Origin of the sequence: Mesorhizobium sp. M0808 (assembly GCF_040320025.1) — a bacterium.
In the GTDB taxonomy this organism is placed as follows: domain Bacteria; phylum Pseudomonadota; class Alphaproteobacteria; order Rhizobiales; family Rhizobiaceae; genus Mesorhizobium.
The window spans coordinates 12140-32948 of record NZ_JAMYOX010000033.1; the positions used below are offsets into that span (position 1 = coordinate 12140).

At 60.6% G+C, this 20809-nt stretch carries 16 protein-coding genes and 3 pseudogenes; 7 read left to right on the forward strand and 12 right to left on the reverse strand.

Features of this window, described 5'->3' with window-relative positions; translation table 11 throughout:
- The first annotated feature begins 183 nt into the window (after nt 1-183).
- Nucleotides 184-720, forward strand: a complete 537-nt coding sequence (locus NKI25_RS27390; protein ID WP_031212166.1) for an OmpA family protein — start codon at nt 184-186, stop codon at nt 718-720.
- 94 nt (nt 721-814) lie between these two features.
- Here NKI25_RS27390 and NKI25_RS27395 read toward each other — a convergent pair whose 3' ends face one another.
- Nucleotides 815-1144 (reverse strand): hypothetical protein, encoded by a 330-nt coding sequence (locus NKI25_RS27395; protein ID WP_352786614.1) that lies wholly within the window; start codon nt 1142-1144, stop codon nt 815-817.
- Between the two features lie 43 nt (nt 1145-1187).
- A pseudogene (locus NKI25_RS27400) lies at nt 1188-1376 on the reverse strand (hypothetical protein); the annotation flags it as partial.
- A gap of 130 nt (nt 1377-1506) precedes the next feature.
- Here NKI25_RS27400 and NKI25_RS36555 point away from each other — a divergent pair.
- From NKI25_RS36555 to NKI25_RS27415, 3 genes are read left to right on the forward strand one after another with little or no spacing between them, the layout of a single operon-like run.
- The gene (locus NKI25_RS36555) at nt 1507-1755 is read left to right on the forward strand and encodes a hypothetical protein (protein WP_502897451.1); all 249 of its coding nucleotides are present in this window, start codon (nt 1507-1509) and stop codon (nt 1753-1755) included.
- A 20-nt stretch (nt 1756-1775) separates the two neighbouring features.
- Entirely contained in the window at nt 1776-2003 is a 228-nt protein-coding gene (locus NKI25_RS27410) for a CopG family transcriptional regulator (protein WP_352569963.1), read from the forward strand.
- A complete protein-coding gene (locus NKI25_RS27415) occupies nt 2000-2437 on the forward strand; it encodes a TA system VapC family ribonuclease toxin (RefSeq protein WP_352999917.1) in 438 nt (145 codons plus the stop codon). Before NKI25_RS27410 ends, NKI25_RS27415 begins: the two co-directional genes overlap by 4 nt.
- A 41-nt stretch (nt 2438-2478) precedes the next feature.
- Here the strand turns inward: NKI25_RS27415 and NKI25_RS27420 are convergent.
- The 9 genes and pseudogenes from NKI25_RS27420 to NKI25_RS27460 form a co-directional block, all read right to left on the reverse strand.
- Nucleotides 2479-2652: pseudogene (locus NKI25_RS27420) on the reverse strand (HU family DNA-binding protein); the annotation flags it as partial.
- 226 nt (nt 2653-2878) lie between these two features.
- Nucleotides 2879-5212 (reverse strand): M23 family metallopeptidase, encoded by a 2334-nt coding sequence (locus NKI25_RS27425; RefSeq protein ID WP_352999919.1) that lies wholly within the window; start codon nt 5210-5212, stop codon nt 2879-2881.
- Nucleotides 5209-5619, reverse strand: a complete 411-nt coding sequence (locus NKI25_RS27430; protein ID WP_352786548.1) for a DUF1036 domain-containing protein — start codon at nt 5617-5619, stop codon at nt 5209-5211. Before NKI25_RS27430 ends, NKI25_RS27425 begins: the two co-directional genes overlap by 4 nt.
- Before the next feature lie 107 nt (nt 5620-5726).
- The gene (locus NKI25_RS27435; RefSeq protein WP_352892049.1) at nt 5727-8414 is read right to left on the reverse strand and encodes a serine/threonine-protein kinase; all 2688 of its coding nucleotides are present in this window, start codon (nt 8412-8414) and stop codon (nt 5727-5729) included.
- A 5-nt stretch (nt 8415-8419) separates the two neighbouring features.
- The gene (locus NKI25_RS27440) at nt 8420-9193 is read right to left on the reverse strand and encodes a PP2C family protein-serine/threonine phosphatase (RefSeq protein ID WP_352452799.1); all 774 of its coding nucleotides are present in this window, start codon (nt 9191-9193) and stop codon (nt 8420-8422) included.
- A gap of 172 nt (nt 9194-9365) precedes the next feature.
- Complete coding sequence (gene tssM, locus NKI25_RS27445) at nt 9366-12929, reverse strand: type VI secretion system membrane subunit TssM (RefSeq protein WP_352999921.1); 3564 nt, start codon at nt 12927-12929, stop codon at nt 9366-9368.
- A 22-nt stretch (nt 12930-12951) separates the two neighbouring features.
- Nucleotides 12952-14454: a type VI secretion system protein TssL, long form gene (gene tssL, locus NKI25_RS27450; RefSeq protein WP_352825097.1), complete on the reverse strand. Its 1503-nt coding sequence runs from the start codon at nt 14452-14454 to the stop codon at nt 12952-12954.
- A 288-nt stretch (nt 14455-14742) separates the two neighbouring features.
- Entirely contained in the window at nt 14743-15432 is a 690-nt protein-coding gene (gene tagH, locus NKI25_RS27455) for a type VI secretion system-associated FHA domain protein TagH (RefSeq protein ID WP_352637790.1), read from the reverse strand.
- A 144-nt stretch (nt 15433-15576) separates the two neighbouring features.
- A pseudogene (locus tag NKI25_RS27460) lies at nt 15577-15798 on the reverse strand (FHA domain-containing protein); the annotation flags it as partial.
- A 235-nt stretch (nt 15799-16033) separates the two neighbouring features.
- Here NKI25_RS27460 and NKI25_RS27465 point away from each other — a divergent pair.
- Genes NKI25_RS27465 through NKI25_RS27475 form a run of 3 tightly spaced genes read left to right on the forward strand, consistent with a single transcriptional unit; the run spans nt 16034 to nt 19897 of the window.
- On the forward strand, nt 16034-18364 hold the full coding sequence (locus NKI25_RS27465; RefSeq protein WP_352786545.1) for a type VI secretion system Vgr family protein: 2331 nt from the start codon (nt 16034-16036) through the stop codon (nt 18362-18364).
- Nucleotides 18365-18372: 8 nt separating this feature from the next.
- Nucleotides 18373-18798, forward strand: a complete 426-nt coding sequence (locus tag NKI25_RS27470) for a DUF6484 domain-containing protein (protein WP_352786544.1) — start codon at nt 18373-18375, stop codon at nt 18796-18798.
- Between the two features lie 13 nt (nt 18799-18811).
- Nucleotides 18812-19897: a HEAT repeat domain-containing protein gene (locus NKI25_RS27475; protein ID WP_352786543.1), complete on the forward strand. Its 1086-nt coding sequence runs from the start codon at nt 18812-18814 to the stop codon at nt 19895-19897.
- Here the strand turns inward: NKI25_RS27475 and NKI25_RS27480 are convergent.
- Complete coding sequence (locus NKI25_RS27480) at nt 19884-20801, reverse strand: hypothetical protein (RefSeq protein ID WP_352786542.1); 918 nt, start codon at nt 20799-20801, stop codon at nt 19884-19886. The two genes, NKI25_RS27475 and NKI25_RS27480, sit on opposite strands and share 14 nt — an antisense overlap.
- Nucleotides 20802-20809 lie beyond the last annotated feature (8 nt).

Here is a 20809-nt window from a genome sequence, read left to right on the forward strand (position 1 = left end):
GCCACGCCTTCATCGAGGACCAGTCGGTACTCAAGCCCCCGGCGTGGCGCCGGTCAAGTCTCAACTCGTGGGGACGGGAGATCGGCCGACACAGCCAGGCTCGGCGTTTATTGACAGACAAACGCGTGGGAATGTGGTATATTCACGGTTGGTAATATCGGATGCTCAACAGGAGTAACCGCTATGCGGTGGGCCAGTTCACCCTTGGTGTTGGCGGTCGTGGCTTTCTCGACCCATGTTTCCGCCGACCCTGTCCAGAAATCAGAAGACATCGTCAAGTTTTTTGCTGGCGCGGCCGACCTCGGCAAGTCTCGGGGGATTTGTGTCGGCACGGAGGAGCAGTGTAAGAGCAAGACCAAGGCAAAAGAGGGGCCGGCCGACAAATCCAGTCTCGACATGCTGATCAATTTCGGGCTGGATTCGGCCGAACTCGACGCGACCGCACGCGCTGAACTCGAGGAGTATGCCAAGGCCCTGAAGGACAGCCGGATCAGTACTTTCCACTTCGTCGTCGAAGGCTACACCGACGCTTCCGGTCCGGCGCACTACAATGAGCGGCTGTCGCAGCGACGAGCGCAATCGGTGACGTCCTTCCTCACATCCAGTGGCATCGAGGCTGACCGCATCAACGCGATCGGGTTGGGCGAAGCGCATCCGCGTAGCCCGAATCCATACGACGCCGTCAACCGCCGCGTGGAAATGCGTATAAAGGCCGAGTAGCGTACGGATGCCGCCTGAAACTGTGCAGCAGTGCGTCAGGAACTGAGTGGCAAGCGCAGCGGCAGTCAGGCGAATAGGCTTGGAACGACCCCGGTCAGTTCTTGAGCACGCCGCCCACCACCACACCGGAGCCGAAGAGCAACGCCTTGGTCAGGAAGTCGTTATCCTTGGGCGGCGGAGGATCGTCCCGCCGCCCCACGGTCTTGCGGAAGCGCCGTTTCTGAACGACCTGCTGTTGTTTGCGGGGTTTCTGCGCCACCGGCCGCTGGGTGCGGACCTTCTGCGCAACCTGCTTTTTCGGCTGCGTCGTACGGGCTTGATCGGCAGTATATCCGGCACGCACGGCTTCCATCGTCGGATCTGTCCGAACCACGAGGAATGCAAGTTGCTCGCGCGGCAGATAGGTGGTCGGCCGGAAGACCATTCTTGGCTTGCCAGATGCCGATCGCCCGGCGGGTCTGCGGACCTATGTTTCCGTCGATGCGGCCAAGTTCGTTGCCCAACCCCTCGATGCGCAGTTGCAGGTCGATGCGGCTTTGGCGGTCAAGACCGATCGCACCTTCTGTCAATTCGGTGCCCGCTGTTTGCTTACCTGGTCCGAAACGCCGACCGATGTGCGCACCGCAAATCCGAGCTGGCATTCGCCTGGTCCTCATCGCGCGCCGCGATCTGTTAGTTTTAGGCTTTGGGCGTGTTCAACTTATCGATGCTCAGCGGCTCCACAGTGGCGAAGCGACCGTTCGGAAACTGGTCGATAATGAGCATTAACCCAACGATGGGGTGGTGATGACCAATGCGCGAAATTCGAATATCGGCGGGCTGGCCGCCTTCGCGACGGGCATCGTGTCGTTTCTTTCGCCCTGCATGCTGCCGCTGGTGCCGGGCTATGTTTCGTATGTCGTCGCCGGTCTCGCAAGGGATGCGGCGCCGGTCGGAAGGCCCGCTTATCGGCGGCGGGATCGAGCCTCCATTTCGTGCGCGATCGTACCGCTTGAGTATCCGTCGTCGCTATTCTATATGATGCGTGATGATTGATGCGCGCCAAGGAGGGCGATATGAGAACGACACTGGCGATCGATGACGATGTCCTGGTCGCGGCCAAGGCCATGGCCCGGCAGCAGGATCGCAGCCTCGGCGAGGTCATCACCGATCTCGCCCGGCGCTCGCTGCGCCGGCCACAAGCCGGCGGCGAGCGCAACGGGATTCCTCTACTGTCGCCTCGGCCGGATGCACCTCCTGTCACGCTTGAGACGGTCAATGCCTTGCGAGACGAACTGCCTTGACGTTCCTGCTCGATGTCAATGTGCTGATCGCACTGATAGATCCTGGCCACGTGGCCCATGACGACGCGCATGGCTGGTTCGAAGTGACCGGTAACGCCGCATGGGCTACGTGTCCCATTACCGAAAACGGCGTCCTGCGCATCGTCGGCAACCAAAGATATCCTAATTCTCCCGGTTCGCCCGCCGTCGTTGCGCAAATCGTTACCAAGTTGCGGGCTCTGCACGGGCACAGCTTCTGGTCCGACGATGTGAGCCTGGTTGGCTCCGGCGACATCGATGCGGCGAAAATCCTGACCTCGGCACAGGTCACGGATACCTATCTTCTTGCGCTCGCCAAGACGAATGGCGGCCAACTTGCGAGCTTTGACCGCAAGCTGTCAGTCGCGGCCGTGAAGGCCGGGAAGACTACACTGCACCTGATCCCCACAAGGTAGACCGCGGGGCTCTTTCTGTCAGGGTACATACCGGCAAAGGATCAGCCGTTGGTGGCCTTAGCCGGCGTGAAGGACAGCTTCTTCGAGGCGGAGATCTTGATGGTCGCGCCCGTCGACGGGTTGCGGCCCTCGCGTTCAGGTGTTTCCTTCACCTTGAACTTGCCGACACCGGGCAGGCTCGGCTCAGCACCGCCATCGGCCGCATCAGCGATCGCCTTGAATTCTCTCGGTGCCGGACGCTTCTACTCGAAAATAGCCGGCCATTCTTGCAGAACGTGACGAATACAACCGCCGTGGCGTACGTGATCTTGGCCACGGTTCGATAGTGCGCAGACCAGAAAAACATCTGCCAACAAGGTCGAAGTACAGCACTCGTTGGACCGAAAACCGGTCGTCTGCGTGCACCCAAGCGGTTACGATTTGCCGGGGCCATGCACAGGCTCAAAGCGCATTCTGAACAGAGCTCAGCATCGCCGTGATCACCTGTTTGTACTTTGCGAACTCGGGCGATGTCTGCCGGACCTCCATGGTGGTCGTCGTCTGCTGGCCCGCCGTGGTTGTGGCTGGGCTCAGCTTGCGACCCATCTTTCTTTCGGCCCAGTCCGCGACATAGCTGGCGGTCTTGCCCGTCAGAAAGGGATTGGCCTGAATGACGGCTGACCCGAGCACGGCGCTCAATTGCGCCGAACCCGATGCCGACAGCACCTGATGCGCGCCCTCCATGCCGAGAAAGTGGCAGAGATAGAGCCGGCCGGCTGTGATCTGGTGGCCGCGCGCCCGAAGATAGGCTTCGCCTTCTCGCGCCAGATTGCGAACCATCTCGCGCGAGATCGTGGCGTCGTATCGCAGGGCGAGCAGGTCGGCAGTCGAGAGTGTGCGTGCAAGTTCGGGGCGGTAAGTGTTCATCATCCGGATCCAGGTCTTTGTGATGAATTGGCCGGCGCCGGTCGCTGAAGAATTTGGGTTCTTGGCACGGGCGCTGCCGCCACTTTCGACATGAACGATACGGTCGGTGAGCGTTTCCACGGCGGAAAGATCCGAAGCGACCGCGGTAACCGTGCCCAGTGGGTCGATCGCCGCGCCATTCTGATAGAGTTCGAAATGCAAATGCGGTCCGGTCGAAAGGCCGGTCGTGCCGATATAGCCAATGATGTCGCCAGCCTTCAACTTGGTGCCGACGCCGCCCTCGATTGCGAATTTCTGCATATGAGCGTAGCGCGTCTCGCGCCCGTTTCCGTGCGAAATCTTGACCAGATTGCCGTAGCCGCCCCCATCGCCCTGGAAGCTAATTTCGCCATCAAAGGCGGCTGCGATCGGCGTGCCGACCGGCGCCGCCCAATCGACGCCCTTGTGGATGCGAACGGTGCCTAGAATTGGATGCTTGCGCGGCCCGAAGGTCGAGGTCAAGACCCCGTTGACCGGTGTGACCATGCCGTTGGTGACCGTCAGCGAGCGGACCTGATCGTCGCCCGTGACGCATGCAAACTGGCCATCGCCCTGCTGGAAGACGAAACAGTCGAGGCCTTTCGTCGTCCCCTGGACACCCACATACAGCACCCGCCCGGCGCTTTCGTCCTTGCCGCGGGGCGTCTGCGAATAGATCAGCACAAGACGCTGGTCCTCGCTTGCGAAAGCGTCCAGATCCTGTCCTCTCGACAGATACATGATGGCTTCGCCGATCACGCCGGTTGGAACGCTGTTGCGTGCCGCAGTCGAGTAGATCGCGTCGAGCAGACGATACTGCCTTTTGTGGCCGCCTTCTGCCGGCGCGCCCGAGTAGTTGAACAGGTCTTCGCGTACCCAAGGGTCAACGCCCGATACCAACACGCCCGCGGCATTACGCGTCAGCGTCCCGACAAAAACGTTCTTGGCGTAGATCGACACCTGCATAAGGGACATTGTTGTCGTCTCGCGGTTGGGTCGGTATCCACGCAGGGCGACGACATAACCCGGTTCCAGGCCGTCCCGGCTAAAGAGCGCCTTCAGGGCCTCGCCTGCCAGCCTGGCGTCCTCGGCGGAGAAATGCGCATCGAGCGCAACGCTGTCCAGACTGCGACTGTTGAGGATCTTCACGAAAGTGTCTTCGGTGGCCTCGAACCGCTGATATTCATTCGTGACAGTTGCGACGCTGGTGTTGTTTTCGATCTGGGTCTTCTGGAATGCGGGAAGGGCTGCGTCGCCTGCATCGATTGTTTCACCCCAGCCGGCTTCGGGATCGTCGGTGTCGGCCTGTTGATCCGAAGCCGGCGCGGGCTCACCCGCGCCAGGAGATGGCTCAAGATCGTTCTGCAGATCGCTGGAGGGCGCGGGGGCGGTCTTTCGTTGCGCCTGGAAGAATGCAAAATCCTCCTGCGTCGACGGTATCGTCGTCATGAATTTTTCGCTGGCGCTAAGCATGACGTCGGACAGGATCTCGATCTGTGGCGAAACCCCTGCCGGGTCGAGTTCTGCCGGACGCGGAATCACGCGGCCTTTCGTTGCTGCGCCGTTATCGGGTGCGAGCGTGATCCACATAGGGTCCCCCGCCAGGCCGATAATCGCAGGCACATAGACAGATGCATCGGCCGGCACATCGTCGGCTCCTTCTACCGCGCGCAACTCCTCGTCTTCGTCGCCAAATGACCAATAGTCCGCGGTGAGGTAGAAGCCGACGGCGATCGAACACAGGAAAATCAAGGCCAAGCCTGCAATAAGCCTGCGCCAAAGCGTGCGCCGGCGAAGGGCGGCGCGCGCCTGCTTTTTCGCCTTGAAGCTGGTGTCGATTGCGTGCGTCACGGAGTGCTTCCGGTCAGGAAAAACGTCCACCGCACCTGTTCAAGTGTGTCGACTTCAACAAATCGCGCCGCCATATGGCCGCGCTGCCAGCACTCGTCGATGCCGCGTATCGAGAACCGTCGACGCTCGATGCACATTTCGGTCGACCCGGTCAGGATCGCGTGGCCAAAAACGTCCGTGGCGTAGATGTAGATGTAGCGGTTCGTCAGTTCCTCGCGAATGACGTTCACGCACTGATTTGCGCCGATGGTCCACCAGCCATCGGTCTGGTCGGCATTGTCGATTGTCTGGCCGATAGCGAGGTTGACGAGGTCGAGTGTCTGATTGCAGACCGTGAATTCGGCGCGCGCTTCATTGCATGAGAGCACGGCCAGGAGTGCCGCGCCCGAAACGACCGCAAGCCTCATGCGGCCTGTCAAGATAAGCAAGGCTCGAAACCGATCGCGCTGCTTTACGGGCAGGCCGTCAGACGAGCGGGGCAAACGCGAGCGGCAGAGTTCCATTGCACGCCATACTACCCGCCGAGCCGGAAATATTTGGCACTGGCCGAGAACTGAGATCCGTTGGTCTCGATTTCTTCGAGAATTTTGGGCAACAGTTGCGAGGCCGGCATTGGCGTAGAGAACGCAGCCGCCTGAATGTCCTGGGGGCCGGTGATCACCATAATGATCTGCGGTACGGCCTTGCCTGCAGCCCTGTCGGCGGCCCCGAGGCCGATCGGGATGCTGAAGGTGGCCTTGTCCGACTGTACGACCATGCGGTCGTCGAGGTTGAACATCATGCCTTTGTGGTCGATCAACAGCACGCTGGAAATGAGCCCGCCATGCGTCACCAGCGTGCCGCTGATCGGCGTACCGTTAGGCACCGATGTTCGATCGAGAACCAGCTGCGGCTTGACGACTGCAGTCTGGCCCAAAAAGCGCAGGAAGTTGGTGACTTCGCACTGGGGCGGCTCGATGAGGCGCACGCTTATGTCCGGTTCAACGTGGAACTTTGCCTGGAAATCAGTCAACATTTGTTCGAATGGATGAACCGCCGTTCCAAATCCTTCGATGGCCGCCGTCTTGTCGGTTATCGACGTGACGGCCGCATAGAAACAGTCGCCGCCGCTGAAGTCGCGAACCCACGAGACCCGTTGCGCTACGTCGTCGATGACCGGAGGAACTTCCGGCTTGGGCACGTTCAAGGCGACCGTGGCCTGGTCTGGCTGTCTGGCGGCCGGCTGGTCGGCCTGCTGGTCCTTTGCGCTCATCGCATCTGCCTGGCCTGCAGCCGGCTCGGGAAAGGGCGCGGCCGATTTCGCCTCCGCCGGCTGGTTTGCCTGTCGTTCAGGCTTTTGGCTCACCGTGACATCGGGCTGGGGGGCTGGCGGCGTTAAAGCTTTTTCGGCTGGTGGAGCGATTGGAGCGATCTTGCCAAGCGGGGGAGGCGTTTTCGGGCTGTCGCCGGCCGCGATGTCGGGCTGAACTGCCGGCGACATTTTTTCGGCCGGCGGCTGTGCCGCGCTTGCTGACGATTTCGGTGTTTCCCTGGCTTGCAGGGGGATCTTGGCGGGCTCTGCCGGCTGCGGCTTTTGGCTGTCGGCGACGTCGGGCTGCGGCGCTGGCGGGGTTGACGTTTTTTCGGCTGGCGTTGGAGCTGGAACGAGCTTGTCAGGCGGCGGAAGTGTTGTCGGGCTGGCGTTGGCAGCGGTATCGGGCTGAATTGCCGGCGCTACGTTTTCGGCCGGCGGCAGCGCTGTGCTAGCTGATGGCTTCGGGGCTTCCCCGGTTTGTGGGAGTATCTTGGGCGACTCTGGCGGTTGCGGCTTTTGAGGCGCAGCCGCCTCTGCCTGATTTTTAGTTGGCGATGCCGTGGTCTGCGTTCGCGGCTGCGCGGGTGGAGCTAGCTCTGGCGGCTTAGGAGCGTTCGCAACATTATCCGTCGCGACCGGCTTTGATGCCTCTGGTGCGGGCTCAGATGGTTCTGGGGCGGACAGCGATGTGGTGCCGGCGCTCGGCGTGGTAGGCGTCATAAAACCGCTAATATAGAGGCCGGCACCCGCGGCGAGAGACAGCGTCGCGAAGGCAGAAATCGCGATGGTTCGGGTCTTTGTGGATTTTCCAGGCCCGCCACGTGCGACCGCGCGTGGCGGGCTGGCGACTGCTGAAGGCCGCGGTTCCGACAGCAGCGCAGGACGGACATGTGGGACGAAGCGCTGCCCACCGGAAGCTGCCGTCAAAGGCGCGTTGCGCCCCAAATCATAGGAAGGCTGGGCCTTGGGCTCAGGCGCAAGGGTTTGCCCCGCTCGTGGCAAACCCGGCCGATCGCGGGTCGGGATGAACGTTGGTGGCGTTGTGCCTTCGTCCTCGTCACGCGTCATTCTGGCGATTTCCGCCATGCTCGCCGGGCGGTCTCGCGGATCCGGCTGCAGCATGGCTTCAACAATGCCACGAAAATCGTCGTCGATGTCGGACAGGTCGGGCACAGTCCGGCGCTTTTCGATGATCTCGAATTGGGACCCGCTCATGTCGATCGGCTTGCCGCGCAGAACGGCAACCAGCACCAGCCCCAGGCTGTAGATGTCGGATTGCTCGCTGACATCGCCGCTGTACAGCCCAAGCTGTTCGGGCGAAACGTAGTTGTACTTTCCCGCGAATTTTCCGCCGATCAGGGTCTCCCCGCCGACGGTCGCCGATCGCGCAATACCGAAATCGATGATCTTGGCGTGGTCGACTCTACCCCCTGGCAAGATGATGTTATCGGGCGAGAGGTCGCGGTGAATTGCTCCCGCTTGATGCACGGCGCTCAGACCCGACGTGAGGCGATGGCAGAGCTTGCGTACCTCTTCAGTTGGCATCGGGCCACGTCGCATGATGTCGTACAGCGACTCGCCGTCGACAAATTCCATGGCAAGGTAGGGACGGCCGATGCCTGGATCGATGGTGAAGACGTGATATCGCACGACCGCATCATGCGACAGGTGATTGAGGATTGACGCTTCCTTGCGGAACAAGGACAAGATCGTCGGGTCGCGGGCAAATTCGGGCAGGACGATCTTGATCGCGACGTGGTCGCCAGTCTGGATGTTGTGGCCACGGTAGACCTCGCCCATGCCACCGAATGCGATCCGCTCGTCAAGTTCGTAGATGCCGCTGAGTTGCGTGCCGACGGCGGTATTGGCCAGCTGCGGCGATATTCGCGTCTTGTCGTCGGCGCTCATCAGCCTCAACCCTCCGCTCTGGACAGATCAGGGTAGGGGGGGTGTCCGTTGTGCCCGTTTGCGAACTTCACCAGCACAATGGTGACATTGTCTGTTCCGCCCCGCGCCAGCACCATTTGCAGCAGATTTTCGCAAGCCGCCTGAGGCGTCGCAGACACCACCACGGCCCCGATCTCGGCGTCGGTCAAATGCGCCGTCAGCCCATCGGTGCACAACACGAAGATGTCTCCCGGCATAATTTCGCCTTGCTGGAAATCGATGACGATTTCGTCGCTGACGCCGACGGCATGCGTGATGACATTGCGGCGCGGCCAGGTGAGCGCCTCTGCTGCGCTGATCATACCGCGGTCGAGAAGTTCCTGAACTTCGGTGTGGTCCCTCGAGATCTGCGAGATCGAGGCATTACGGACCAGATAAACCCGGCTGTCGCCTGCCCACAGGCAGGCAAATCGCCCATCCATCGCCAACAGGGCGGCAACGGTGGAGCCGATGGTTATGCCGCGAGATTCGGAGATCCTGCGGATCTCGGCGTTGGCGCGGCTCAGCCTGTCTTCGAAGCGCGCACGAAGATCCGGGGCGGAACTGGCAATGCCGATCGTGGCCAGATGATCGACAATGCTGGCTGAAGCGACCTCTCCGGCTTCATGTCCACCCATTCCGTCGGCCACCACCCACAGGCCGGTTCGTGGCTCCACTAGATAGTTGTCTTCATTGTGCTCACGGACACAGCCATTGTGGCTCACGCCGAAGCTTTCAAAGGAAAGGGCGACATCGCTCACCTTGCCACCAAGCGCTTCTCAAAGCGTCCTCTGCGGCGCACCTTCAGGCGCTCGCTGCTGCCACTTTGCCACAGCCTGGAATATTAAAGTATCGAAATTTAGCTTTGAGCCCGTGACGCGGGATCGCAGCAGCTTTGGCGCCCTAGTTGCACCAGGTGAGGCTCAAATCCTCTCAAAACGCCTTCGGGCAGCTGAATGCAGAAAGTGCGGGACGGAGGAAGGGGCTGGGTCCGGAACCGGTCTGGATCGTATAGCTGACGTCGCGTCCGCCGATTACGAAGCGCGCCTCAACAGAGCCGTCTTTGCTGGTGATCGTCGCCTTGTCCAGCAACCGCTTGAGCGACCACGGCCCTTCGAACCTGATTGCGGATTCGCGGCCCGGCATTTCCGGCATCAGCCTCAGACTGGCGGATGTCGAGGCCGCACCGGTCGGCCAGGACACAGTGCTTGGCGTGTTACCCGCCTGGTTGCTCTGGACGATCTGGCCATCGACGTCGAGCACCGCAGTATCTGCATCATCGTTCAGCGAGAACGGGGTAAAGGTCAGGTTGACCGACGGCATTGACCCGCCCGAAGGGAAAAATGCGCTGCGGATTTCCGCAGCCAGCTGAAAGTTTTTCAGCGTCGACTTCGACAGGTCGCGCCCAAAGCGCGCATCCTGTTTCCAGCTCCAGTCCTGGCCGCTCATGTCGATCAAGGAAGCAAGGTTTTGTGCGAAGAACCGGTCCATCAGACCGCCCGGAGAGAACAACTTGGCGAAGTCCGCCATCGCAATATCCTTGGCACCATCGCCGGCGAAGGGGTAGCGGCCGTTGACCGCCTTCTCGCACGGCTGCGTGACGGCCTGGTCGAGCATCTCGTTCAAATTCGTCAACGAAATTTCAGCCGCGTTGCCCTCAAATTCGTCTGCGGTTGCGTTGACTATTCTGCCGAGTTGCTTGGGCAGACGCGATGCATTGGCGCGAAGGGTGGCTATCTGCAGCTGCAGGTTGGCGTTGACACGTTCCGTCTGCAAGGGGACCTCGGTTGCCAGTTGCAGACTCTGATGGATGTCGCGAAAATTCTGGGTCAGCGCATCGATCGGTCGGTGTCCAAAAGGACCGCTTACCAGAGCCTGGAAGGACCTGAACTGCGCTTCGATGTTTGCCCCAGGGCTCTGGGTTTGAAATTTCGCGGACCCGGTACCAGCACGGCTTTGCGATTTTGCGGAGCTAATTTGAATGCCGATGCGAGCCAGGCCCTTGGCCATGTCTGCGGCGTCCTGGGACTGGCGCATAACGGTCCCAGCTTGCATGCCAATGCCCGAGTCTTCGCCGGAGACAGAGTCGCGCGCCAGGGCTGTTTCCTCGGCAATCGCAGTAAAAAGCTGTTCGATCGGCGAGCTTGGTGAGGCAACGGCGGAAAGCGCGACATAGTGCGGCTTGTCGTTCAGCATGGCTTTGAATTTCAAGCCATCGAGAACGCTGTTCCATGCGGCTGCAAACTCCTTGCCGTAGCGGTCGAGAAGTTCGGGGCCGAGTTTGAGCAACTCCTGATCGATGCCGCCTTGCTCGCCGCCACCGCCCAGAACCCACTGGTCGTCGTCGAGTGTCTGCGCAATGCGCGAAAGCTGTCCGAGATAGAAGTTGTTGAATCCGGCATGGGTGTAGAGACCGGGAATACGAAGCTTCGACAGATCGCCGCCATCGACGCGCTCGAACACAAGCTGCGCTTCGGTTCCAGCTTTTTGAGAGACAGCAAAATCGTCCAGCGCAGCCGCATACACCGCCGACTTGATCAATGCTGACGCGCGATCCGCAAGGCTCATACGTCCGAGCGAACGCTGAGCGGCTTCGACAAGCGGCTGGTTGAGTTCGAAAACTGGATCATAGGCATCGTCCAACGCAAGCATGGCGCGTAAGTGCTTTTCGAGCTGCGCGCGTCCTTCGCGGTTGCTCTCGCCCGGATACCGGTGCTGTTCCCAATCCTGCTTCATCCAGGAGATGATCAATGGGTCATCGACCTTAGGTGCCTTGCCGCCGAGCATCAGGTAAATCTTGAGCGGTTCGTAAAGCGCGGCGGGATCAGCCATCGTCGCCTGGACTGTCCGCTCAGCCTGAACAAGCAGACGCGACCGCAACATTCGTTCCAGTGCTTGCCGGTAGGCCGTTGTCGATGCCGAAAGAAGCCTTTCCCGCTGGCTAAGGCCGACCGTTTCCGCGATCGGTGTCGGTAAGTCACTGGTTTCGAAACCGGCCGGCATGTTGCGCAATTCGTCGAGCGGCCCGATGACGTTTTCAAGGTCGACATCGGTGACCGTCGTGCTTTTGAGCAGGGCGTCCGCTGTCTCGTGATATTGGCTCATCGCCTGCGTCGTGGAGGCGATCAGCGAGCGGTTGGCCATGAAGCTCATCCCGAGCGCGCCAAGGGCTATGGCTGTGATCAAGGCTATGATGCCAAAGCCGCCATATCTGAGGGCCGCTGCCCGCCTCTCGGTCGCTCGGTCATAGGAAACCCATCCGGATTCGGCGAAAATGACATCAGTCAGGAGGTCGTGCAAAAAGAAGCTCTTGCCGGTCCCGGACAGATGGGGGCGGGAATTGTTGCCGAAACTGCGGCCGATTGCGCCCAACACCTGATCGATCGGCGTTCCCTCTTGGGTCCCCGACGAGAAGTAGAGCCCACGCAAGCTGACATTCACCTGGCTGCGGACCGGATCGAACAGGCTGGTCACGAAACCGGCAATTCGGCCCTTGAGCGCGTAAAACTGGGCCGGAAAGCCAAAGATCGATATGCGCGAGACCGGATCAGGCTCTTCCTGCAGGCGGTCAGCTATCTCGTCCGCCAATCGGTTCGCCAGTGCATCGAATTCGGCCGGAGCCTCACGGGCCATGTTCTTGTTGCGGTCGGTGGTCTGGAATGTTGCGCCCCAGACCTTGCGCCTGCGGGGCTCCTCGAAACTGCCGAAATACTCCATGAAGCCGGAAACAAGATCGGCCTTGGTGAAAAGCAGGTACACCGGAAACTGGATTTTCAGCGTCTCGTGGATCTCCCTCAGGCGACTGCGTATTTCAACGACATGGCCGTCCAGCTGCTGGTCATCGAGGCTGATGAGATCGGCAAGGCTGATGGCCAGGATAACCCCGTTGATCGGTTGTCTGGTGCGGTATTTCTTGAGCAGTGACAAAAACGCAAGCCAGCTCTTGCTGTCGCTTCCAGCATTGGAATCCTGCGTGGTGTAGCGTCCCGCCGTGTCGATCAGCACGGCCTCGTCGGTAAACCACCAGTCGCAGGAGCGGGTGCCGCCAACACCGGCCACCGGCTGAGCGTCTCCTGAACCGGCAAGCGGAAAATTCAGACCCGAATTGACCAGTGCCGTCGTCTTGCCGGCGCCCGGCGGGCCAATGACGATGTACCAGGGAATGTCATAGAGGAAACTGCGCTTGCCGCTCGATCGCTTGAGTGTTGCGATGGCCTCACTCATGCGCGCCTCGAGCACCGGTGAATCGTCATTGCCCCCGTCGTTGCGGGCAACGACCGTCTCGAGCGCTTTTTGTGCCTTTCTCACCTGCCAGACGCGCACTGCGTAAACGAGGGCCGCGGTCGCCACGATCGTGCCGATGATTGTCGCGCGCAACCAGACAGGTCCCAGCGGCCGGATATCGGCGAAGCGGATCAAAGGTCCAGCAAACCAGATCGCCGCCGCGAAACCGGCCAACGCGGCCGTGCTGAATATCCGCGGCAGCCAACGCATCATGGGCGTTTCCGACCGGCGGTGTTCACAGCGTTTCCTCCTTGGGGATCATCACGTCGACACGGCGGTTCTTGGCGCGGCCCTCGGACGTCGCATTGTCGGCAATTGGCTCATCTTCGCCCTTGCCGTCGGCGGTTATTCGCGAGGGATCGCCAAGTTTCTCGGCGATCATTGTTTCAACAGCCTTCGCGCGGGCGACCGAAAGATCAAAGTTGGATTTCAACGTGCTTGATTTCCGTGGCTTCACATTGTCCGTGTGGCCAACGATCCTGATTGGACCTGGCTCGTGCTCAAGGGCTGCGGCAATCTGTGCGGCCAGTGGCAAAAACTCGGGCTTCACTTCGGTCTTGCCTGGCTGAAACAACAATTGATTGTTGATCTCCACTACGATGAAGTCGCCTTTTGTGCCGATGGTCATCCCGCCGCGCTCGACTTGCGTGGACAGTGCTGAGCGGATGCGGTCGATCTGCTCGGTTGCAGCAGGCGAGGCGGCTGTCACCGGTTTGGCAAGTGGGGGTACCACACTGGCGCGCTCGATCGTCACAGGCGTCGAGGGATTGAGCGCCAGCAATTGTCTGGCTGCAGCATCGCCTTCATCGGTCATGAACGCCCGCAACGTGAAGAACGCGGCCGTCACCAGGGCTGACGCCGCTGCAGCAACACCCCAGAGCGGCAGGCGGGTCGAAGACGGCACCATCATAGCGGCCATGCCTTGCCAGCGGGGGGAGATGTCCTCTCCGGCGCGGGCCCTGAAGTAGCGAAGCGTCTCGTAGACGTCGCGCCGCACACGTTCGAGACTGGTATCGTCGCGCGCCAGGCCACGATACTGGCCCTCAAATCCCAGGGATAGGCAGACATGCATCAGCTCGAGCAGGTCTAAGTGTGGCTCAGGATTGGCCAGCACCTTGTTCAGTGCTTCGTAAAAGCTGGCGCCGGTGGGCTCGATGTGAAAGAACCGCGACAGCATACTGTGCTGTGCCCAGGTATCCTCGCCGGGCCAAGGCAGGTTGCCCACAAGATCGTCGGCCGTTTCGCAAAGGGCAAACTTCGCGATCCGCGCATCCTCTTCGGGAACCCCTGACTTCTCCAGCGTCCAGTCGAACCTCTCGATCGCATCGGCGATATGTTCGGCCAATGGCGCCGCCTGTCTTTCGACCGGCACGAGCCTGAGATGCCCGAACAGGACGAGCAACGGTGCTGACGCAGCGAGGATCGGATTTGCCGTCGAATATTTTACCGTGTCTGCGGCGCCGAGCAGCACCTCCTGCTGAATGGTCGGCCTTGACCCGGCTGCCTCGGCTCCGGCGGCTGTACCGGACGATGCTCCCTGATAAAGAATGGTTCCGGATGTCCAGTCCGGCGGCATATGCCGACCTATGTCAGGATCGAAAACTGTCGGTTCCTTGACATCCGAGGGCGCGACGGTCTTCGCGATCAGTTCGTTTGCGGCTGGTTTCGCATTCTGCCCGAGCCGTGGGCGGATGACGGTCTTGCCCACCGGGCCGAAAGGATCGTCCTTCGAGCTCATCGCCGATATGCCGCTGCCATGCAGTGTCCGCGCTCGCGTGCGAGAGGCGCCAGATCTTTCCTGGCAGGATAGGACAGGCAATGGTCCTTCCGGCAAGGCGGTCCGGAGCTACAAGAAACTATGGCGCCGCAATATGACATCTGCCGCAGACCCCCAGGTCAATCAGGCTTACCCGCTTGGCGAACTGTCGTATGCGATCGTAGTCTCAGATGTTGTCGATTGGAACATGATGCGGTGCGCCGACGCGCTTTTCTTCGTCAGCTAAAGCGCCGCAGTTTGTTTTGCCGTCTATTTTTGCTTGTCAGCTTTTGCATACGCTTCGCTGAAATAGGCCAAGAATATATCCAGCATGCCGTTTTCGTGTGCTTCCTCCATGCTCCTCCACGTCCCGACAAAAGCGTCCCATGCTTGGGTCTTCTTCGAGGTAAACGATGTCGGCGGGAGCTTTTTGCCGATCGCTTCCGGCGAAAGGTCGTCAAGCAGTCGCGAGAGCGCTGCTTGCATGGCGGCATAGGTGGCAAATTCGTGCGCCTTGAGATCGCGGAACGCGTCCTCGACGCTGTGCCTGGCATCGAGATAGCCGGCCCTGCGCCGTGCGAACATGATTTCGAGTATGTCGTCGGTGCCCGGGACAAATTTGAGGGGATTGTTTTCAGCGGAGCTTATCATCGTTCGGTGTGGGCTCTTGGCCAATGTCTTTGCAGCCGCACGTGCCTTCAGCAGCATGGCCAGTTGCTCGACCACCGTGCGAAGCACTGCGCCGATTTCGGCAGCGACTTCATGCGGATCACGCAATTGCAACAATTCCGGCGAGATGCCTGCGCCGATTGCAATTTCCCGCAGCACCTCGTCTGTCGTCGAGGGGACGGCCCTAGGCAGCGACGATGTCGATGGCGGTGCTTGCCCGAGCCATCGCTCTGCCGAACTGAAGAGAGGCTCGCCTCCGGAATCAAGCAGCCGATCGGCCGCGACCGGCATGTGTCGTTGCGTCGAACCTCGGTCGGCCTCCGGATGACTTGGCGTTGCATGCTCGTCGTCAATCGATACAAAGATGACGTAGCGGCCGACCAGGAGCCTGTCGCCCTGGTCTAGCCGGCGCGGACCGGTGATGCGTTGGCTCGATCCATTGATGAAAGTGCCATTGCGCGAAATGTCGTGCAGCCAAAACGCGCCTGCCTCGTATCGGATTTGGCAATGCCGGCCTGAGATGAACTTGTCAGGATCAGGCAAGATCCAGTCGCAATGTTCGCGGCCGATTTTGAAGCTGCGATTACGCGATCGGTAGCCAGGCGCCACGCCAGTGGGCAGGGCATCGACATTGCTGATCTGCAGACTGATTAACATGCGAAATCGCCTGTGTGATCGCTGGCGGCCTTGCCGACACGATACTCCATGTTTTTAGCGTGGCTAATCCCAAAATACGCATCACAGTATTCGTGGTCCGCTTTGGCCTGCACAACAAACATGTGGTACGCTCGAAATGGACTGGCAACCATCAGGGTTTCATGTGATTTCGAGTTCCTGATTAGGATATTCAAATCCACTGGGCTGGCCGCCAGGCCGAGGAGGGGCACGACCCATGCCAAGTGAACAACGTGCCACGGTTGTGCAAACGCCAGTTGGCGCTGAACTGTTGACCTTTACACATCTCGTCGGGCGCGATGAGATCAGTCGTTGTCTGGCCTATACGGTCGGGTTCGTGAGCCCCAGCCACGATATCGATCCGCTGGAGATGCTGGGTGGCCCCGTCTCGATCGAAGGTGAAGCCGACCCCCAGCGCTGGTTCAGCGGCATCGTGTCGGAGTTTCGCCTCACCCGGATCGAGGATCGACTGGCCTATTACGAAGCAGTCGTCAGGCCATGGCTCTGGTTTCTCGGCAATACTACCGACTGCCGTATTTTCCAAAACATGAGCGTCATCGAAATCGTCGAAGAGGTTTTCTCGAGATACAGCACGGCAAAATTCGAGAAACGCCTGCAAGGTTCCTATCCGCCGCGCGAATATTGCGTGCAATATGATGAGACCGATCTGGACTTCGTGCAGCGGCTGCTCGAGCACGAGGGCATCTTGTATTTCTTCGAGCATGGTGAGGGCAAGCACACGCTTGTGCTCGCCGATGCCATGAACAAGCTCAAGCCGGCGCCGGGCTATGAAAAAGTGCCGTACCACTTTGAGGGGCAGGGCTCCCGGCGCGATGTCGAATACATTACCGAATGGATTCCGGGGAGTTCGGTGCGGCCGGGCGCCTATGTCCATACCGACTATGATTTCAAGAAGCCGGGCGCTGACCTGATGGTCAAATCCGCCCAGCCGTTCAATCACAAGCTGGCCGCAGGCGAGAATTACCGTCAGCCCGGCGCCCACCTGGAAGTCGGCCGCGGTGATAGCCTGGCGGCGATCCGGCGCGAGGAAATCCAAGCGGTGCACCAGCGCATTGCTGCAGTCGGCACCGTGCGCGGCCTGTATTCCGGCTGCACGTTCAAGCTGGACGGTTTTCCGCGCGAAGACCAGAACCAGGAGTATCTGGTGGTCAGCGCCGAATACAGGCTGTTCGATCCGGGCTACAGAGCCCTTGCCGATGTCGAAAGCGAAAACTTTAAGGTGATCCTCGGCGTGGCGCCGACCGCCTTGGCCTATCGCCCGCCGCGGGTCACGACACGGCCGATCATGCGCGGCCCGCAGACGGCGACGGTGGTCGGCCCGTCCGGCGAGGAAATATTCACCGACAAATATGCACGGGTGAAGGTGCAGTTCCACTGGGACCGTCTCGGCAAGAAGGACCAGAACAGCTCCTGCTTCGTGCGGGTCTCGCAGACCTGGGCCGGCAGCGGCTGGGGTTTCATCCAGATCCCGCGCATCGGCCAGGAGGTGATCGTCGACTTCATCGAAGGCGACCCGGATCTGCCGATCATCACCGGCCGGGTCTACAACGCCTCGCAGATGCCGCCCTACGGACTGCCGGGCAGCGCCACGCAATCCGGCTGGAAATCCGACTCGTCGAAAGGCGGCGGCGGCTACAACGAGCTGATGTTCGAAGACAAGGCCGGCTCCGAACTGGTCAATTTCCAGGCGCAGAAGGACCACAACCTTCTGATCAAGAACGACCGCACCAAGCTGGTGCAGCACGACCAGTCCGACCGTATCGACCACGACGCCAAGCACTCCGTCGGCCACAACCTCGACGAGGACGTCGGCAACAACAAGACGGTCAAGGTCGGCGTCGACCAGACGACGGATATCGGCTCGAACGATACCGAGACGGTTGGTATCAACCGCTCGCTGACGGTTGGTTCGAACGAGACCATCGGTATTGGGTCCAATTCGACGGAGACGATCGGCGCAAATCACACCCAGACGGTCGCGATCGTCCAGACGATCACCGTTGGCGCGGCGCGTGTCGATACAGTGGGTGCCTCGGAGACGCGCAGCGTCGGCGCGGTCCAGACGAATACGATCGGGGCGACACGGTCGGTGACCGTAGGTTCGGCGCAAAGCCACGACATCGGGGCTTCCGATAGCTGGAACATCGCGGCCGGGCAGACCGTCAATGTCGGTGCCGATCAGAGCGTCACGGTTGGCAGCGCCCAGACTTTCAGCATCGGTGCGGCACGCAGCGCGAGCATTGCCGCGGACGACTCCACAAGCGTCGGGGGCGCCCATACGCTGGGTATCGCAAAGGGTAGCGGGATCAGCATCGGCGAGGACAGTACCATCAAGGTCGGCAAGAAACTGGTGATTGACGCAGGTGACGAGATTTTGATCCAGACCGGATCGGCGAAGATCATGATGAAAAAGGACGGCACGATCGCGATCGAGGGCAAGGATATTTCTGTCAAGGCTTCCGGCAAGATCAACATCAAGGCATCGGGCGACATCACCATGAAGGGCTCGAAGATCCACGAGAATTGAGGGCGAAGATGGTTGAAGTCAGTGAGCGCATTGAGGGGGTTGTCATCGGTGTCTTCCTTGGTTTCGGCGAGGACGCACCTTTGGTGGTGTTTCCGGGTAATCCGGACGAAACGGCCTTGCCGGCGCGTAGCCTGTGCGAACTCTCATCGGATATGATCGGCAGGGAGGTCGCCCTGCTCTTCCAGGGAGGCGATCCGCGCAAGCCGCTGATCGTTGGACGCATCGTCGACCCAGTACGCGCGGCGGCCACTCACCATGTCATGCGCGACGGCGACCATGTGCGGATCACCGCCAACGACAGACTCGAGCTGCGTTGCGGCAAGGCGACAATCATCATGGAGAGCGATGGCCGCATCACAATCCGCGGCGGTCATATCATCAGCCACGCCAGCGGCGCGCAGCGCATTCGCGGTGGCTCGATCAACCTGAATTGATGGCCGTCTCCTGATGGCGTCGGTGAGCGCTCAGCTTATCGCGTCGCCGCAACGCATAGCGGTTGAGGTGGTGCGCCAGCATGTGGAGCAGGCGGCGTTTCTGTGGGCGCAGCGCGACACCTGGTCCCTGGAGGATCCGCCCGACGAGGCCGTGATCGCCGAGATTGGGCAGCGCCTCGAGATCAACCTCGACGGCCTTCGTATCGCCGGTAGCGCGGCATGGCCGTTCGTGGATCGCCAGCTTGCGGACTTCCCGGACAAGGGCGAGTTCTTCGTCGCCGGCTGGATGGCGATTGAGCAGGAGGACGCAAAGCGGGTCGACAGCACGATCGAGGCGGGGCGGCAAGCTGGGGAACGCCGAGGTCTGGTCGGTGCATTTTCCTGGCACAAGCCACAGAAGATCGGGAAACTCGTGCGGGACTGGCTGGGTGCGCATGATGCGCTTCTGCGCTACCTCGGCGTTGCCGCCTGCGTCGCACATGGTGTCGATCCGAAGCGGTTGCTTGAGCGTCTCGTCCGCGACCCGGATTCGGACACACGTGCACTCAGCCTGCGACTGGCTGGAAAGCTGAAACGCACGGATCTTGCGCAGGAGATGGAGGCTGCGATGCAGGCGGAAGACGATGCCGTGCGGCTTTGGGCGGGGTGGGCGTTGACGGAACTCGGCTCTGGCGATCTAGCGCGAGCCGAGCTGCGCAGCTCTGCGGTGGCCGGCGGCTCCGATGCGCTGAGCGCCTTACGCGCCGCTGTCAAGGCGGGACCCGAAAAGGAGGTGCGCGCCTGGCTGGGCGGGCTAATGAAATCATCACAGACGGCCCCGATCGCGGTGCGGGGCATCGGCATGCTGGGCGATCGCGCGGTTCTGCCCTGGCTTATTGAGCGGATGAGGGAACCGGCCCTGGCCGTCGCAGCAGGCTCGTCGTTTCTGGAGTTATTTCCCGTGGCGCGGGAGGAAACAAAGCTTTTCGCCAACGACGCGGCACAGATCGGACCAAATTTCGCGGAACACTTCGGCGATGATCAGCCCGCTCTGCTGCTGGCCGACAAGGTTGAGACTTGGGCCAAGACCAATGCCCGGCCGATTGCTAGGGCGGGATGAGATGTCCGGCAAAGTATCGGCGTCCAGGCAGATAGTTCGCTGCCGCGTTGGATTCGGTGAATGTTTCAAGCGCGGCCATTATCGCGAGTCGATCGGCGGAACCCCCTCTGAAGAAGGACGTGCAGTCAATTCCCGTGTACGCTTCAAAGCGGTGCCGGTAATTGTAGAAGGCGGGAGCGACTTCTTGTGATATCTGATCCTGAAGCTGCCGAACAAAGCTCTCCATTGTCCAGACGTTCGCTTCGAAAATGAAGACGTCGTCGTTGGCCAGCTTCGACCTGGTATTACGGTAGGCTTCTTCCGTTCTGTGGACGAATTCCGGAGTACCCTCGGCCAAAAGGCGAAGTTGCTCTTCCACGTTTTTGAGCCCTGGAATCTCGGCAAGTACCTGGTCGACGTCCTTGAATGGAAAAATGTCGGCATAGCTCTCCAACTCACCTCCCGGTTTTTCGAGCAAGTCGCATATGCTGAAGCCGATTACCTCATGGTCGCGCGCTTCCTCGGCATTCTCCCAGGCACGCAACATGTCGCCAATCAGCCAAATCTGACCGGCAAGCGCGGCGCCTTCCGCGGCGTACATCCGGACCCCTGGATCAACACTTCGCAAGGCCTGCTGCAGCAGGACCAGATCTGACTGCGGAGCCAGGTCGCCCGTCAGCATGAGTGAAACGCGAGAGAGCGCGGGGGTGTCCTTGTCATCATAATAACGGCTCAGGATCTGGGCGTGAGAATGGTCACCTTGCCTGGCCAGTTCCACCACAGTGGCCAGAACGATCCAGGGATTTCGATCGCCCAGCGCCGCAGGACCAAGCAATCCGCTCGGAGGTGTCTGTGCAAAGTTGAGACCACGAAACCTCCAGTCGAACGTCCCGTAGAGAAATGAAGGAAGATCTGCATTCGCCATTAGATCAC